The organism is Pandoraea iniqua, assembly GCF_902459685.1.
GTDB lineage: Bacteria > Pseudomonadota > Gammaproteobacteria > Burkholderiales > Burkholderiaceae > Pandoraea > Pandoraea iniqua.
In genome coordinates this window covers 1,013,071-1,030,553 of record NZ_CABPSF010000002.1, presented here as the reverse complement: position 1 = coordinate 1,030,553, position 17,483 = coordinate 1,013,071, and the positions used below count along the sequence as shown (strand labels likewise).

Below are 17,483 nucleotides of genomic sequence, written 5' to 3'. Positions count from 1 at the left end.
GCCTTGCCCATGAGCGCCGAACTGCTTGCCGAACGCGTCGACCAGACGCTGGTTCTTACGTTATCCAACCCGGGCGCGCGCAATGCGCTGCACCCGGATATGTATGCTGCGGGCGTCGAAGCCCTCACCACCGCCGAGCGCGATCCGTCGATTCGCGCGGTCGTGCTCACCGGTGCCGACAACTTTTTCTGTGCCGGCGGCAATCTCAACCGCCTGCTGGAAAATCGTCAGAAAGACCCCTCGGTGCAAGCCGCGAGCATCGACGCGCTGGCCGAATGGATCGAGGCCCTGCGCTCGTGCCCCAAGCCGATCATTGCGGCCGTCGAAGGTGCGGCAGCCGGTGCCGGCTTCTCGCTGGCGCTGGCTTGCGATCTGCTGGTGGCTGCCGACAATGCCAAGTTCGTGATGGCGTACGTCAAGGTCGGACTCACGCCGGACGGCGGCGGCTCGTGGTTCCTCTCGCAAGCCCTGCCCCGCCCGCTGGCCACTGAGATTCTGCTCGAAGGCAAGCCCGTCGCCGCGTCGCGACTGGCCGCCGCCGGGCTGGTGAATCGCGTGGTCGCGCCGGGTCAGGCGCGTGCCGAAGCGCTCAACTGGGCGACGGATCTGGCCCAGCTTTCGCCCAATGCCGTGGGCCGCATCAAGTCGCTCATCGACAGCGGCGCGAGCGAGACGCTCACCTCGCAGTTGGGCGCCGAGCGCGATAACTTCGTCGCGTCGCTGCACCATGCCGACGGGCTGGAAGGCATCACGTCGTTTCTCGAGAAGCGCCCTGCAACTTACCGATAGACTGTCGGTCACTGTCTAGCAGAGCGCTTCGGAGAGATCACGCATGAGTACGATTGGACGTCTGGGGCCCGACACAGGTCCGCTGGAATTCACCCCGCCGCAACGCCGGCGCATCTATCTGATGCGCCATGGCGATGTGACGTATTTCGACGATAGCGGCAAGCCCATCGACGCCGACACCGTGCCGCTCAACGAGAACGGCCGTGCACAAGCGAGCGCCGCGGGACGCGCGTTCGCGGCGGAGAACATCCGCTTCGATCGCGTGATCGTCAGCGGTCTGCCCCGCACGCGTGAGACCGCGCAACGTGTGCTGGCCGAAACAGGACAGCAAGTCGAGATCGAGACGTGGACGTGCTGGCAAGAGATTCGCTCGGGCAGCTTGTCCGACCTGCCGCCGAGCGAGATCGCACAAGCCTTCCTCGGGGCATTCGATGGTCTGGTGGCCGAAGACACGCGCTTCATGAATGGCGAATCGGTACGCGAACTGCTCGACCGCGTGGTGCCGCCGTTGGCGGAGTTGCGTGACGACAAGTCGTGGGACACCGTGCTGCTCGTGCTGCACGGCGGCGTGAACCGCGCGATTCTCTCGCATGCCATGCATCCGCTGGGCCGCCTGTTCATCGGCCAACTGGCGCAGACACCGGCATGCATCAACGCGCTCGACGTCGGCGACAAGCCCGAAGACTGGGTCGTGCGTCTGATGAATTTCGCGCCGCCGCAGCCGCTGCATCGCGACAACCGGCTGACCGTCATGGAGAAGATTTTCGCGTCGTTCATCCGCTCGCGTCAGCCAAAATAATCACCGCAGAAAAAGCGGCACGCGCCGGCACCACGAGGCCCAAGACCTCACGGCACGCGCAGCCGCCCGTCGTCCCAACCGTTGCACCGGAAATGCAGGAGACAGCATGGCCGAGGAGCTTCCGCAGGACTTTTCCGCTTTTGCCGGCGAGCGTTCGCTCGGCGAGCATCTTCCCTTCGATGCCACTGCCCTGTCGCAATGGCTCACCACCCACGTCGACGGCTACGCCGGGCCGTTGCGCATCGCGCAGTTCAACGGCGGCCAATCCAACCCCACCTATCGCCTGAGTACGCCCGGCGCCGAGTACGTGCTTCGCACCAAGCCCGCACCGGCCGCAAAGCTGCTGCCGTCGGCCCACGCCATCGAGCGCGAGTACCGCGTCATGCATGCGCTGGCCGGCACCGATGTCCCCGTCGCCCGCATGCTCGGTTTGTGCGAGGACGAAACCGTCATCGGTCTGGCGTTCTATGTGATGGCGTACGTGCCCGGGCGCGTGCTGTGGGACCCGTCGCTGCCGGGCCTGTCGCCGTCCGAGCGCGGGGCGATCTACGACGAGATGAACCGCGTGATCTCGGCGCTGCATCGCGTCGATTACCGTGCGATCGGTCTGGAAACCTACGGCAAACCCGGTGATTACATCGCACGGCAAATCGCGCGCTGGAGCAAGCAGTACCGGGCGTCGGAGACCGAGCCGATCGAAGCGATGGACCGGCTCATCGAATGGCTGCCCGCACATCTGCCCGCAGGCGAACCGGAGCGCACGACCATCGTGCACGGCGACTTCCGGCTCGACAATCTGATCTTCCATCCGAGCGAGCCGCGTGTACTCGCCGTGCTCGACTGGGAGCTGTCGACGCTGGGCGACCCGCTCGCCGACTTCAGCTATCACTGCATGGCGTGGCATGTCAGCCCGGGCGTGTTTCGCGGCATCGCGGGGCTCGACTGGGCCGCGCTGGGCATCCCCGATGAGCAAGACTACGTGGCGCGCTACAGCGAGCGCACGGGCGTTGCCCGCCCGCCGCAGTGGCACTTCTATCTCGCGTACAACATGTTCCGTATCGCGGCGATTCTGCAAGGGATCATGAAACGCGTCGCGGATGGCACCGCAGCGAGCCAGCAAGCGCTCGACGCAGGCAAACGTGCGCGGCCGATGGCCGAACTCGCATGGCAATACGCGCAGCTTCGCGACTGACAAGACAACTGGAGCACGGCAACCCTCATGGATTTCAGCTATAGCCCGAAAGTCGAAGCGCTGCGTGCGCGCCTGAGCGCCTTTTTCGACGAACACATTTTCCCCAACGAACGCCGTTATCTCGAAGAGATCGAGATCGCCCGCCGCCACGGCGACGCGTGGCAGCCGTCGCAAGTCATCGAGCGACTCAAACCGCTCGCGCAACAGGCCAGGTTGTGGAACCTGTTCCTGCCCGATTCCGGACGGGGCGCGGGTCTCACCAACGTGGAATACGCACCGCTGTGCGAGATCATGGGCCAAGTGCCGTGGGCACCGGAAGTCTTCAACTGCAACGCGCCGGACACCGGCAACATGGAGACGCTGGAGCGCTACGCCACCGACGCGCAAAAGGCGCAATGGCTCGAACCGCTGCTGCGCGGCGAGATTCGCTCGGCGTTTCTGATGACGGAGCCCGACGTGGCCTCGTCCGACGCCACCAACGTGCAATGCAGCATCCGGCGCGACGGCGGCGACTACGTGATCAATGGCCGCAAGTGGTGGTCGACAGGCGCGGGCGACCCACGGTGTGCGCTCTACATCGTGATGGGCAAGACCGACCCCGACGCGCCGAAGCACGCGCAGCAGTCGATGATTCTCGTGCCGGCCGACACACCGGGCATCTCGCGGGTGCGCCCGCTGACCGTCTTCGGCTACGACGACGCGCCGCACGGCCACATGGACATCGTGCTCGACGACGTGCGTGTGCCCGCAAGCAGCATCTTGCTGGGCGAAGGACGTGGCTTCGAGATTGCGCAGGGCCGCCTCGGCCCGGGCCGCATCCACCACTGCATGCGGCTGATCGGTCTGGCCGAGCGCGCACTTGCCCAGATGTGCCAGCGCACGCTCTCGCGGGTGGCGTTCGGCAAGCCGATTGCGGCGCAGGGCGTCACACGCGAGCGCATTGCCGAAGCCCGTTGCCTGATCGAACAGGCCCGCCTGCTCACGCTCAAGGCGGCGTACATGATGGACACCGTCGGCAACAAGGCCGCGCGGGCGGAAATCGCGATGATCAAGGTGGTGGCGCCCAATATGGCGTGTCAGGTGATCGACTGGGCGATACAGGCTCACGGCGCAGCGGGCCTCTCTGGGGACTTCCCGCTGGCGTATGCCTACGCGAGCGCCCGCACGCTGCGCTTTGCCGACGGCCCCGACGAGGTGCACCGCAACGCCATCGCCAAGCTCGAACTGGCCCGGCACATGCCGCAGGACTGACGCTCAAGGCCGGGCGCGGCTCCCGGGGCGCCCGGCCCCGCTTGGCACCGCTTGGCACCGCTTGGCCCTGTCGACGGCAAGGCTAAGCGTTCTGTGGTGTAATTTCCGGGTTTTGTCACCCATTTTCGCCACTGTGCCGAGCGCATGTGCTGTGTCAATGCGCTTCCGACGCCCATCGATTTCGAGGAGCTGCAATTGATTCAGGTCTATTCCTGGGCCACGCCCAACGGTCATAAAGTCCACATCATGCTGGAGGAGTGCGGACTGCCGTACCACGCCCACGCGGTCGATATCGGCGCGGGCGACCAGTTCAAAGAAGCGTTTCTCGCCATTTCCCCGAACAACAAGATTCCCGCGATCGTCGATGAAGACGGCCCGGACGGCAAGCCGATCTCGCTGTTCGAGTCGGGCGCCATCCTGACGTATCTCGCGGGCAAGACCGGCCGTTTCCTGCCCGCCGACGTGCGTGGCAAGTACGAAACCCTCGAATGGCTGATGTTCCAGATGGGCGGCGTGGGCCCGATGCTGGGGCAGGCGCATCACTTCCGCATCTATGCGCCCGAGAAGATCGACTACGCCATCAAGCGCTATACCAATGAAGCCCGCCGTCTGTACGGCGTGCTCGACAAGCGCCTGAGCAATCACCCCTACGTGGCGGCCGACGAGTACACCATCGCCGACATCGCCATCTGGCCGTGGCTGCGCTCGTGGAAGAATCAGGGCGTGGAGTTGTCGGACTTCCCGAACGTGCAGCGCTGGTTCGAGGCCATCGAGGCGCGTCCGGCAGTGCAGCGCGGCATCAAGGTGCTCGCCGACGCACGCAAGCCGTTGCAGGACGACAAGGCCCGCGAGATGCTGTTCGGGGCCACGCAATACGCACGCCGTTGACGCGCTGACGCCCGGCGCGGGGCCGTCTCCCGCGCCAAGTCATTTACACTTCGAAACAACGTGCACGAATCGCGAGGTATCGCCAAGGCGTCGGCGGTGCTAATCTAGCGAAAATTTCCCGGTGTTACCGCACGGCGAATGACACCGGGTGCTGTCTCCGACACGGCCGGCTGCCGTCATCATCTTGTAGTTTGCAGTTCGCAATTCGTATTTCGCAGTGCACTTCGCGCATTGCCCGCCGCTGGCTTTTGGAAGATCCGGGAGATCCACATATGTCAGGCAAATTCGAACTCAAGCGCAGTCCCAACGGTGAATTTCACTTTCACCTGCTGGCCGACAGCGGCCACATCATCCTGTCTTCCGAAACCTACAAGGCGCGTGCGTCGGCGCAGAACGGCATCGAGTCCGTGCGCAAAAACGCCGGGGAAGACCATCGCTTCGAGCGCAAGACGTCCACTTCGGGGCGTCCCTACTTCGTGCTGAAGGCGCGCAACGGCGAGATCATCGGGCAAAGCCAGATGTTCTCGTCGTCCGAGCAGATGGAAGACGGCATCACGCAGGTCAAGCGCGATGCCCCGGCGGCGTCGGTGAGCGATCTGTCGCACTGACGAACGCTGGGCTGGTCGCCGCTGCCCCGAAGCCATGTCTGCGGGGCGCGGCGAATCACTTTTCCTGCGCCTTGGCGGTCGGCTCCATATTCCACTGATCAAATACGGCGTACGAGCAGTTGGTCACGACCGCAGTCCCATCGTTGAAGGATTCGGGGAAGATGCAGAACCCACCCGACTCCAGAACTTTGGTGGCGGTGTTGTAGTGGAAGTAGGGCGGCGGTATGTCTGTTAGCGCGATAGAAACGTTGTGTCGCCCGATGCTGGGATTAGAGATGTGGCGCATTACGGGGGCGTACGTCGAGCTGCGCGGTCGCCATGCGGCATACGGCCAACGTTCTGCCACGTTCATCTCGAAGAACATCTGTTTGCCATCGCCCTGCGCACAAGTTGTGACGCGCATCGGCACCTCATCGGTAAGCCCGCCCGTCAGACACTTGTCCGGGTACATGACAGACCGAAAGCGATAGGGTCCGTCCGGCAGCAGCTTATGCACGCTCACGCACGACACCTTGCCCCCGAGCGTGCCACTTTTGAATCCGTTGGCAATCAACACATCCTTACCGTCACCATCGTTCAGGCGCGTACCGACTGACTTGTCCTGACTCAGCCCGACACCGGTTTTGGCCACACTCCCGGTCAATTCGCCACCCGTCCTGAACGACACCACATACTTGGCAAACGGCTGCGAGCCCGTGCACGACGGCTCGTCATGGAACTCGATCTCCATGCCCTCATGGGCGCCGGAAATCGAAAACGAGTAATACTCGTCGTTTTTACACAGGCTCGACTGAGTGAAATCGAGACTCCCCCCGTCATACAGGGCGAAGCTGCACGTTTTGTCGACGTCGCTCTCGTACATCGTGATGTTGGGTAACGCGTAGTTATGCGGTGTCACGGTCTGGCACGCACCCAGCGCCGCGACGCTGAGAATGAGCAGACCGCGCAGCGCGGTCCAGAGCCGACTTCGAAGAGTATTGCGCATGATTCACCTCACCTGACACCGTCACCGACAACTTCCTCGCTCGGGTTGAGCACTTCAAACGACAGACGCCGGGAACTCTGCCGCCCTCCCTCGTGAAACCCCACCTGATATTCGATGAGCAGCCGTGAGCCATGCGCCAATGGCGCGAGCCACGCCGCCGGCACCGTCGTAAAGATGCCTTGCGCCGCTTCGGTCGACGTGACGCGGTGCGCCGTGCGCATGTAGTGCTGGTAAGCCCCCGGTTGCTGCGAACTCAGACCGTCGCACCACAGCCAGATTTGCTGGCCTTCGAAGGCCAGATGCCAGCGCGGCACATTGACGCGCAGTCCGTTGGGCAATTTGTCGGGTTCGATCCGGTCGCTGCCGGCCAGATCCGGCAACTGCGGCATCGGCATGTCTTGCGGATTGAACGCCGTCACGACCAACGACAAGCGCGTCGAGTCCGCTGTGTCGCCGTCGCGATCGACCGAGTAGCTCACGTCGACCGTGGCATCCACATTCGCCGCGACGAGGTACGGCTCGATCCCGAACGGGAGAAAATCGGGCACGGCAGCCGGTACCGTCTGCCAAGCCGTGTCGATGCTGCCCGCGTCGCTGACGCCGTGCCAATGCACCTGCACGCGCTGCCCGGCGAGCATGCCGCCATAGCGCACATGAACCGTTGTGCCTTGCAGTGCGGAAATCGGATTCAGACGTCCACCCGGCGCATCGGAAACAATCGGCGGCACCAAGTCCAACGGCGGCACGAGCAAAACGAGAATCGTCTTCTCCAGCGCAACGCCGATCACCGTGCCATCGGCTTTCTCGCATCGGTACGTGATGCTGTGATCCCCTTCGGCCAACACGCGCAGGGCATTGCCCGGATACCGCACGACGATCGGATTGACGATCTTGTCGTCATCGGTCAGCGCACGCGTCATCGACGGCACATCCGCGCCATCGATCATGCAGAACAATCCGTCCCCCGGCGACGCGCCCGGGGGAAACATCGGCACATCGGCCGGCAGGGTGTCGTCGTTGGCGGCTAGATACGCCGCGCTCACCCCGTTGGCGTCGACCTCCGGCGCCACCTTCATCGCGAAATACGGAAACTGTTTCATACGGCGCTCTCTTCGTTGGATTCATCTGCCGCCGTGCCCGACTGCTTTCGTCGAATCTCCGACGACGCTTGTGACGGCGCCGAATGATAAGAACCCGATGACGCGGAGCCCGACGCCATGCCGGAAATATTGGTGAACGATTGGTAGACACTGTTCGCCAGCAAGCCTGTCAGGCCCACCGACGAGACGGTGCTCGCTGTGCGCGACGGCGGCAGCGATGCAAAAGTGCCCCCCGAGGACACGGGACTGCCGCCCGATGCCCGTGGGGTCCCACTCGCCAATCGCGCCACCGCCGTGCGCGCCATTTGACGAAAACTCGGCAATTCGCCGGAGATGCCCCTCACGGACGGTTGCATCCGGTCCACGACACTGCGCATCGTGCTTCGCACCGCCTGGTGCGCCGCGCGCGCCGGTGCGATCGCAAGCCCGATGCCGATCATGCCGACCACGCCGCTCGCCACCGTGAAGGCCTGCGCCACCTCGCCCGACCCGGCCGAACTCAGCGCGATATCCGCCGTCGAGAGCATGCCGGCGACACTGCTCGTGATGATCGATGCCGCGATCGCCATCTGCCCCGAGGTCACACTCACCACGGCGCCGGTGGTCGTGAGGGCGGCCGCCACGCCAAGCTTGCCCAGCGCCGCCGCGCCGGTGACGGCGAGCGCCGCCCCCGCAGCACTCAGCCCGCCTGCCGAGACGACCGTCAGGGCAATGCCGGCCATCACGCCCAGCACACCGATCACGCCGCCGAGCCAACTGGGCAGATGCCCGCTCGGATCGATGGCGTTGATCGGGTCGATGCGCGCATAAGCATTCAGGCCACCGCCGCCGAACGGCGAAAACGCATCGGGCACCATGAAGCGACCGAGCACCGGTGAGTACATGCGAGCATTGCCGAGCCACAACCATTGCGTCAGCGGGTCGACGAGCTCGCCATCGTGACCGGGCACGCCATCGAGCGTGGCCGTGTCGGCGCGATAGCCGGTCGGGCCATAGACCACGCGCTGCGTCGCGCCCGCAGGACCGTGCGTTGCTACGACACTGGCTTGCCAGTCGGTGGCGTACACCCGCAGCGCCCCCGTCTCATCGATGTCGCCGAGTGTCTGCGCATCGACGCCGCCATCGCCCAAATAAGCCCGCGACAGGGTGCCGCGAATCTCCGTGACAAGCCGGTTCTCGCGAAACACGCGCTCGCGCACGGGCTGGCCCGCCTGCACCACGCGGTACTGCTCGTCCAGCGCGTTGTACTGATACTCGACGTGAGCGCCATCCGCCCGCCCGATGGCCGTCACCTGATCCAACGCGTTGTACGTGATCGTGTGGCCCCGTTCTGCCTCGACCATGCGGCCTGCGCCGTCATAGCGGAATGTCTCGCGCCCATCCGCACTGCCGTAGCCGGTGCGAACCAGCGAGGTCAACTGGGTCGGATCGAGCGCGTTGTCGTAGTGATAGACAACCTGTGCCGACGGATCGTCGGTCGGCGTCCAAGAGATGATTTGCCGGACGTTATCGAGCGCGTCGAAGCTCCATTGCTGCATCATGATGCGGCGCGTCGGGAGCTGCGGGTCGCGCGGCGCGTCTTCGCCGATGGCGTAGTACAAATCGATGCGGCCGCGCGTGTCGTAGGAAAAATTCTCGGTGAGCATGACCTGACCACCCACGACGCGCTGACGTTTGGACAGTGCATCGGTCGCGTCATATTCCTGTGCGATCGACATGCCGGGCTGACCGGGCGCGTCGTAGTCGCGCTGCACTTCGCGGCCCACGTCGTCATAGGTGAATGTCGTCGTCAGCCGCAGTTGCCCGGCCTCACGAACCTGCTGCTGCCGTACGCGGCCCAGCGCATCGTAGTCAAAGCTCACCGCCACGCCCGCACAATCGATCTGCGTGAGACGGCCGATCCCGGGCGCATAGTGATAGCGATAGACCTTGCCGGTGACGTCGTCATAGGTGACCGGCAGCCCCAAGAGCGACCACGTGTGGCCGCAGACCCGCTCACCATCGACGCCGGCGTACGCGACTTCCCGAAGGTTGCCGTTGGCATAGCGCTGGCAGCGGTATTCCGAGGGCAATGCCCCGTCGCTTTCGTGCCGTGCGTGGGTCAACAGGCCAGAGTGCGGATCGTAGTCGAAGCCGGTCGTCACGCCGTCGGCACGACGTTGCTTCACGTGGTCCGTGAGCGACGGATCGATGTCGTACACGGTGCGCTCGCCCGCCGCGTTCTGTATAGCACTCGGTTGACGGCGATCCGCGTGGTACTCCCACAGCATCACGCGGTCTCCCACGGTCTGTGACGTCATCCGCAGCAGTCCGTCGAGATCGCGACGGCCAACCTCGACGCCGTTCATCCGCAGCGTGGCGACCTCGCTTTCGTCCGTGTGAGCGACGTAGGTGCGTTCAATGACATCGCCACGCGCGCCATTCGGCAATGTGGTGCGTACCACCCGGTCGGCGAAGTCGTACGCGTAGGTCACGACGCGCCCCTTCGGGTCGGTGACGGCGGCACAACGTCCCAGCCCGTCGTACTCGTAGCTTTGCCGGCTGATCAAACGGTTGTTGTTGTCGTAGCGCTCTTCCCATTCGGCTTCCTCGAACGCATTGACCTGACGCACCACCCGGCCCGTGCGCTGCGCGATAGTGTCCAGCCAGATCGTCTCCTCCTGCGTGATGGGATTCCACTCGACATGTTCGGTCACGCCGTCCGGGCGAATCACGGCCGAGCGCCGCTCCCAGCCGTCGTACCCATATCGTGTGGTCGCCGTCAGCGGCGTGCCGTCGTGAAGATCGGTGGTCGTCTCCGACACCAACCGGCCGAGGGTGTCGTAGACGCAGCGCCGCACCTCGAAGGCTTCGCCCTGCGCGACGTCGGGTTCGCGGCGTGTGGCGCTCACATCGAGCCCGGTGCCGTCGAATACGCGGGTGTCTTCCACCCCGAACTCGTTGGTCGTTACCTGCCGCACGCTGCCGCCGCCCTGCCCGGCCAGAAAATACGCATGCCGCACCGACGCGGTGTACGCGCTGTCGCCCGACATCGGCGTCGTCGTCGATTCGACGATGCGGCCCAGCGCATCATGGACGAACGTCACACGCGCGTCCGCGCCGTCGCGCTGGGTCTCTAGCCCTGTGCGTACCGACACGTGAATGGCCGTCGTGCTGCGCGTCGCGTCGAAATCGGTGTGGTGTGTCTGCGTCGTCACCAACGCGCCGCCGCTCAACTGATAGGTGTAATCGACGATCGTCTGCCACGCCCACATCGTCCGTGCTCGTCGCTTCACCCGGCCATGCCGCAACAACGACGCGGGTTCGTCGTAATACTCGGTCGTCACGGTGGTATGAATCTCGCCGGGTGTTTCTAGTGTTTCCCCGATGCATTCGAGAAACCCTGCGGCCCCTGCCGCCAACGAGGGCAGCACCGCGTAGCGATACCTGAGCGTTCGCGTTGGCGCCAGTCGTGCAGAACCGCCACGCCCCCGCGCTGCCGGCGACGGCACGGCGGTCTTCGACTTCATCGTTCGCGGTGTCGGCCAGACGGGGTCCCGCGGACATCCGGTCTCGCCCGCCGGATCGTAGTAGATGACCTGCTCCCGAATGCCATCGGGCGTGAGCGTCTCGACGGGATTGCCGTAGTCGTCGTAGCGGAACGTGGTCACATCGTCGCGAAAGACACTGTCGCGACGAAACCGCTCGATGCGCTGCGCGGGCAACTGCACGATGGCCAGCTGATCGGCAAAAGGCTTACCGGGTTGATCGTGATACGTCTCCAGCGTCTCGTGCTCACAGCCGTCTTCGATGCGTCGCTCGATGCGCCGTAAGTGGAAACGATCGAACTCGCGGTAGATCGTCACGAGCGGCTCGCCCTGCGGCCCGAGTTGCGTCTGCGTGCTGGAATAACGGTAGTCGACGAGCACTTTGTAAAGCGCGTCGGTGGCATCCTCCCAATCGACCCCCGCCTCAAAGCCGAGGAAGTTTTTCGTCGAGTACTGGTACGTCGAGATGCGGGGCGGCAGTCCTTCGCCCGGGTCCATCACATGGCGCACGACATACGGCAGCCGTTCGGGAGGCTTGTCGGCCGGATCACCGGTGCGGCGGGGAAAGGCATGCCCCTCTCTCTCGTAGACGATAGTCTCGACGCTGCCGGTCGGCGAGATCACTTGCGTGAGGAACGCCAACTCAGCCTCGGTGTATCGCTCGTAGCGCAGTTGCCACGCCGCCTGTTCGGGCACCGGCAACTGGATTGCCGAAACGAGATCGCCATTGAGCGTCATGACGTAGTCGACCGAAGTGGCGCCGGGACCGGGCAGCGTGAGGGTCACGCTCTGTTCGGTGCGCGTCGCCCGCAGCAGCGGTTGCCGGTCATGATCGTCGATGCCGACAAGCGACGGATGCCCTTGGAAGTGCTGCCATTGCAGAAATATCGAGCGCCCCTGCGCCGAGATGATTTCCACCGGCACGTAGGGTGACAGCGGCTCGTTTTCGTCGAACATCACAAGACGCTCACGCCGCCCCGACTTGTACGTGACGATGACCGTCTTGTCCTGCTTCTCCACGGCAAACGTCGGCAACTTCCGGTCGGGGAATTCGATGCGATCGGGATACACCACGGCCAGATGCGTTTCACCGTCGGACAGCGTCAGGCGCTGTGTCGCCGGCAGCAGCCGCGTCATGGCCCACGACCAGCCGCATCCCAGCCCGGCGTCGACGTTCTGCAAGGGATCGAAGGCGAGCGACAGCGACAGATCAGGACCGGCCAGCGCGTTCATCGCGATCTTCGGCAATGCCACGCGAATGGAATACGTGCCGGTACGCGGGTCGACCCCTTTCTCGAGGAAACTCAGGAAGCTCTGCGCACCGGAATACAACGCGCCACTATCGGCCTGAGCTCGTTCTTGCGGAACATCCTGCATGGCATCCTCCCCTCGCCTGACGGCGGGCGCTGCGGAATCATTCACTTCCCCGTCACTCACGCCAAGCTCTCGGACCGCTCCCGGTTCTGACCCTGTCTGCGAATGAATTGCGACCCGCCGGGCACGCTCTGACGGGCAGGACCCGCGCCGCGAAGCGCCATCACGCGCAGGGCCCGTGGCGTGCCATTCAGATTCGGCGACATGCCTTGCGGGGGCGATCCGATGTCGCTGAACGATCCCCTCGGAGTCCCGTACACGGACGACGCCCGGCTGATCGTCGGCGACTGCTTGGCGACGAGTTCCAGCCAGTTGGCGTCGCTTGTACCGGATTGCGCCGATGGCGTGAGGGACGGCCGGCGATCACCTTGCGTCATTTGGCGCTCGAGTCTGGCCTGTCGATTCTCTGCCGCCCGCTTGCGGGTTGCGGCTATCCATGCCGTCCTGCGATTGTTCACCACCGATCGATAAGTCCTGAGCGTCCCCGGGGCACCGGCAATAACCCCGGCCGTCGACAAGGTCCCGCCCACAGCGCCCAGTATCCCCGCCAGTTCCAAATGATCCATGATGCGTGTCGCGGACGAGCTAACCATGGTGAGCGACCCCATCGACCCCAGGACAACTTTGGCCGACGTCAGCACGGCCGCAGAAACAGCGACCCCTTTGGCGGCCGCCAGTGTCGCGGCGCTACCGGCTGCGACCAACCCCACTTTGCCTAGTGCGGCTTGCGCCGTCACATTAAGCGAGATCGCTATACCCTTGAGCCCGCCCGTGAGCGCCAGAGCGTTAGTGATCGACGCGACAGCAAGCAACGCGGGGATCGTTACGGCCAGCCATTTCGGGACATGGCCAGAGGGGTCGGTCGCATTGACCGGATCGATGCGCGCGTACGCGTTGATGCCGCCGCCATCGAATGGCGCAAACGTATCGGGCACCATGAAGCGCGCGAGCACCGGGGAGTACATCCGTGCATTGCCTAACCAGAGCCATTGCGTGGCCGGATCGGACGTTTCGCCGTCGTACCCGGGCACCCCGTCAAGCACGGCGCTCGTCTCGCGAAAACCTGACGGCGAGTACACCACCGCATGCGTCGTCTGCGCATCGTAGGTCTGCATGATGCTGCCCTTGGCATCGCGCGCGTAGACCTGTAACGCACCGGTCTGATCGATCGCGCCCGCGCCCCCATTGAGATAGACGCGCGACAGCGTGCCCCGCACTTCGGTGACGAGCACGTTCTCACGGAAGATTCGTGCGCGGGCCGGTTGTCCAGCCAAGGTAACCGTGCATTGCTCGTCAAGCCCGTTGTATCGATACGCCGCGAGCTCCGCGCCGCTGCGCGACACCGAGAGCATCTGATCGAGCGCGTTATACGCGATGCGATAGCCGCTTTCCGCGTCGATCATTCGCCCGGCGGCGTCATACGCAAACGTTTGCGTGCCGTCGCTGGCGCCGTAGCCTTCGTAGACGAGCGACGTGAGTTGCGTCGGGTCGTCTGCGTTCTCGTAGCGATAGTCCGCGATGCCGGGGTCCGCTGCCGGCCCTTGATGCCACGTGGTCACCCGGGTGATGTTGTCGAGCACATCGTGCTCCCACTGCTGGAGATAGATGCGCCGCGACGGATCGTGCGGATCGTGCGGTGCCTGATCGCCGGTGGCGGCATACAGCGCCAGCCGGCTACGCTCGTCGTAGTCGAAGTTCTCGGTGAGCACGGGCGCGCCGCCCAATGTGCGCACACGCAGCGTCAGCAGGTCGAGACCGTCGTATTCCTGTTCAATGGAGAATGCCGGGCGGCCGGGGGCCACATATTCGCGCAGAATTTCGCGGCCCGCGTCGTCGTACGAGAACGTTGTCGTGAGCATGGCCTGACCAGCCTGCGTCACGCGTTGCTCTCGCACACGGCTCAAGGCGTCGTAGGTCAAAGCCACCGTCACGTTGCCGCATTGCACGTCCATCAGACGCCCCGTGTCCGTCTCGAAGCGGTAGCGATGCTCAAGTCCGGTGACATCGGTGTAGCTGACGGGCAAGCCCTGCAACGACCAGACGTGGGCCGTCGTACGCCGGGTGTCGCCGTCGAGCCACGTCTCGCCGGACAGGTTTCCCGAAGCGTCACGTTCGCACCGGTAATCGCTGGCGGGCTGGCCGGTCGTCTGCACGTTGGCATGCATCAACAACCCGGTCTTTTGGTCGTAGTCGTAGTCGATGCTGACAGCACCGCTGGTGCAGCGCGTCAGGCTCGACGGCAGCGACGGATTGACGTCGTAAGCCACGATCTCACCGCCGGGGCCGCGTACCTCGCGCGGCAGCGTGCGATCGGCATCGAAGGTCCACGTCGACGTGCGTCCGCCGATGGTCTGGCCGCTCATACGCATCAGGCCGTCGAATTCGCGCCGGCCGATATCGATGCCGTTCAACCGGAGCGCGGCAACCTCGTCGCTATCGGCGTGCGGCACGTAGTCGCTCTCGATCACGTCCTCGGTCGGCAACGTGGTTCGCACGACGCGATCGGCAAAGTCGTATTCGTACTGCGTACGGCGCAGACGCGGGTCGGTCTTAGTGTCGAGCCGCCCCAGCCCGTCATAGGTGTACGCCAGCCGGCTGATCAAGGTCCCGGCGACGCTCCGGCGCTCTGCCCAGTCGGCGGCGTCGAAAGGGTTCATCTGACGGACCGTGCTTGCACTGCGCACCGCCCCCGCGCTCGCCGATGTCCAGCTTGTCTCGATCTGCGTGAGCGGATCGTACTCCGTATGCTCGGTAACACCGTCGGCACGCACGACACTCGCCTGCTGGCCCCAGCCGTCGTAGAGCAGCTGCTTCGCGACGGTGAGGGTTTGACCGTCGTGCCAGTCCAGTGTCACGTCCTGCGCCACACGGCCGAAGGCGTCGTAGTCGACACGGTGAACGTCGTGCGGCTGCCCCTGTGCCACGTCCGGCGCCATGCGCGTCTCGCGCACGAGCAGACCCGTGCCTTCGAAGGCTGTCGTGGTCACGACACCGGACGCCGTCGTGGTGATCTGACTTGCCTCGCCTCCCGCCAGACCGATAAGCGTAAAGGCGTGTCTGAGCGTCACCGTGTAGGCGCCCACGCCGGTCTTCGGCGAGGTGGTTTCTTCGTGCACCCGCCCCAAGGCGTCGTACTCGTACGTCACGATCTCGTCCGCGTTCTCGCGGCGCGTTTCCAGCCCCGAGATGACCGACGTGTGGCGGCTCGTCACGCTGACGGTGTCGTCGAAATCGGTATGGGTCGACTCCTCGGTCACGAGCGCGCCGTCGGCCAGCGCATAAGTGAACCCGGTCGTGATGCTGCGTCCGCCCATCGTCTCGACCTGCTGTTTCAACCGGCCGTGCAGCAGCAGCGAAAGCGGGTCGTTCTCGAAGTCGAACGTGTTCGTCTGATGGATGCCTGCGGGGGTTTCCAGCGTCTGCTGGACGCATTCGAGATAACCCGGCGCACCCGGTGCCATCGAAGGCAACAAGGCGTAACGATGGCGCGTGGTAACGGTGGCCGCGACCCTCGAGCCCGGGACCGCCGTCGCAGGCACCATCGCCGTCGTCTTTACCGTATGCGGCGTGTCCCAGACAGGGTCCTGCGGACATCCGTCTTCCCCTGCGGGCAAGTAGTACGTCGTGCGCTCCGCCGTGCCGTCCGGACCGGTTTCCTCGGTCGTATTACCCCACGCATCGTAGGCGTAAGCCGTGACGTCGTCGCGCGACACCCCGCCGCGCCGGAACCGTGTGGTGTGCGTGCGGATCAGGTTGATGGTGACCGGCTGGTCATGCCACGGCTTGCCCGGTTCCTCGTGATACTCGGTCAGCTGACTCTGTTCGCAATCGGCTTCGGTGCGGCGCTCGATGCGTATGCCGTGAAAGCGGTCGTACTCACGGTAGATCGTGACTTGTGCGGTGCCTGCCGTGTCGAGTTGCGATTCGATACTCGAATAGCGATAGTCGTGGGTGACTTTGTACAGCCCATCGGTTGCGTCTTCCCAGTCGACACCGGCGCCGAACCCGAGAAAGTTTTCGGTCGAGTAGGTGTAAGTCGTCACACGCTGCGGTTGCCCCTGCCCCGGGTCGAGCGCATAGCGCGCGACGTAAGGCAGCCGCGCGGGCTCGGTGCCCACCGGATCGCCCGCACGCAGTGGGAATGCGTGTCCGCGCGCTTCGTAAGCGATGGTTTCGACACTGCCCGTCGGGGACCGCACTTCCGTCAGCATGGCGAGATCGGCGGCGGTGTAGCGGCTATAGCGCAGGTGCCAGGCCACTTGTCCGGGAAGCGGGAGTTCGATGGACGAGACGAGGTCGCCCGAGAGCACCAGCCGGAACGTGATCGCGTTGCCGTCGGTGCCGGTCAATGCGATGGTTGCGGCCTGCGCCGTGCGGCTGGCGCGCAGTAATTCGCGCCGTTCGTGATCGGCGATCGAGGACAGCATCGGCTGCCCCTGGAAATGCACCCAAGTCAGGTGAAGCGAGCGCCCCTGCGCCGAGATGATTTCGACCGGGACATACGGCGAGAGTGGGTCGCTGTCGTCGAACTTTGTCAGCCGCTCGCGACGGCCTGACCGATAGGTGATGGTGAGTGTGTCGCCCGCTTTTTCCGCGATAAACGTCGGCAGTTTCTTGTCGGGAAACTCGATGCGATTTTCATACACGATCGCCAACTGGGTCTCGCCATCCGCCAGCGACAACCGTTTGGCACCGGGGCTCAGACGGCTCATGCCCCACGACCAGCCGCGCCCCAAGCCGACGTCGGCATTCTGCAAGGCATCGAAACCGAGCGACAACGCCAGATCCGGCCCGGCCAGCGCATTCATTGCCAGCTTGGGCAGCGCTACCCGGATGGAGTACGTGCCGGTGCGTGGATCGACACCCTTCTCGAGAAAACTCAGAAAGCTTTGTGCGCCCGAGTACAACGTGCTGCTATCGGCCTGCGCCGGTCCTTGATGAGTGCCTGTCATGGCGCGCCCCTGTCATTG

10 protein-coding genes are annotated in these 17,483 nt (G+C 64.5%); 6 read left to right on the top strand and 4 right to left on the bottom strand.

Annotated features, from left to right (window positions below; translation table 11 throughout):
- The first annotated feature begins 9 nt into the window (after positions 1 to 9).
- From PIN31009_RS10360 to PIN31009_RS10335, 6 genes are all read left to right on the top strand, one after another.
- Complete coding sequence (locus PIN31009_RS10360; protein ID WP_087688179.1) at positions 10 to 789, top strand: oxepin-CoA hydrolase, alternative type; 780 nt, start codon at positions 10 to 12, stop codon at positions 787 to 789.
- A gap of 82 nt (positions 790 to 871) precedes the next feature.
- Complete coding sequence (locus tag PIN31009_RS10355) at positions 872 to 1,588, top strand: histidine phosphatase family protein (RefSeq protein WP_174997110.1); 717 nt, start codon at positions 872 to 874, stop codon at positions 1,586 to 1,588.
- 106 nt (positions 1,589 to 1,694) lie between these two features.
- A complete protein-coding gene (locus tag PIN31009_RS10350; RefSeq protein WP_150790145.1) occupies positions 1,695 to 2,780 on the top strand; it encodes a phosphotransferase in 1,086 nt (361 codons plus the stop codon).
- A gap of 27 nt (positions 2,781 to 2,807) precedes the next feature.
- Positions 2,808 to 4,031: an acyl-CoA dehydrogenase family protein gene (locus PIN31009_RS10345; RefSeq protein WP_150790144.1), complete on the top strand. Its 1,224-nt coding sequence runs from the start codon at positions 2,808 to 2,810 to the stop codon at positions 4,029 to 4,031.
- Positions 4,032 to 4,226: 195 nt separating this feature from the next.
- The gene (locus tag PIN31009_RS10340; protein WP_150790294.1) at positions 4,227 to 4,919 is read left to right on the top strand and encodes a glutathione binding-like protein; all 693 of its coding nucleotides are present in this window, start codon (positions 4,227 to 4,229) and stop codon (positions 4,917 to 4,919) included.
- 272 nt (positions 4,920 to 5,191) lie between these two features.
- On the top strand, positions 5,192 to 5,527 hold the full coding sequence (locus PIN31009_RS10335) for a YegP family protein (protein WP_058379351.1): 336 nt from the start codon (positions 5,192 to 5,194) through the stop codon (positions 5,525 to 5,527).
- A 55-nt stretch (positions 5,528 to 5,582) separates the two neighbouring features.
- Here the strand turns inward: PIN31009_RS10335 and PIN31009_RS10330 are convergent, their stop codons facing one another.
- The 4 genes from PIN31009_RS10330 to PIN31009_RS10315 are packed head-to-tail and all read right to left on the bottom strand — an operon-like array spanning position 5,583 to position 17,465.
- Positions 5,583 to 6,512, bottom strand: a complete 930-nt coding sequence (locus tag PIN31009_RS10330) for a hypothetical protein (protein ID WP_150790143.1) — start codon at positions 6,510 to 6,512, stop codon at positions 5,583 to 5,585.
- Positions 6,513 to 6,520: 8 nt separating this feature from the next.
- Entirely contained in the window at positions 6,521 to 7,612 is a 1,092-nt protein-coding gene (locus tag PIN31009_RS10325) for a hypothetical protein (protein WP_150790142.1), read from the bottom strand.
- Positions 7,609 to 12,516: an RHS repeat domain-containing protein gene (locus tag PIN31009_RS10320; RefSeq protein WP_150790141.1), complete on the bottom strand. Its 4,908-nt coding sequence runs from the start codon at positions 12,514 to 12,516 to the stop codon at positions 7,609 to 7,611. Before PIN31009_RS10320 ends, PIN31009_RS10325 begins: the two co-directional genes overlap by 4 nt.
- 56 nt (positions 12,517 to 12,572) lie before the next feature.
- Positions 12,573 to 17,465 carry an RHS repeat domain-containing protein gene (locus PIN31009_RS10315; RefSeq protein WP_150790140.1) on the bottom strand — a complete coding sequence of 1,631 codons (4,893 nt, stop codon included), beginning with the start codon at positions 17,463 to 17,465 and terminating at the stop codon, positions 12,573 to 12,575.
- Positions 17,466 to 17,483: the final 18 nt, after the last annotated feature.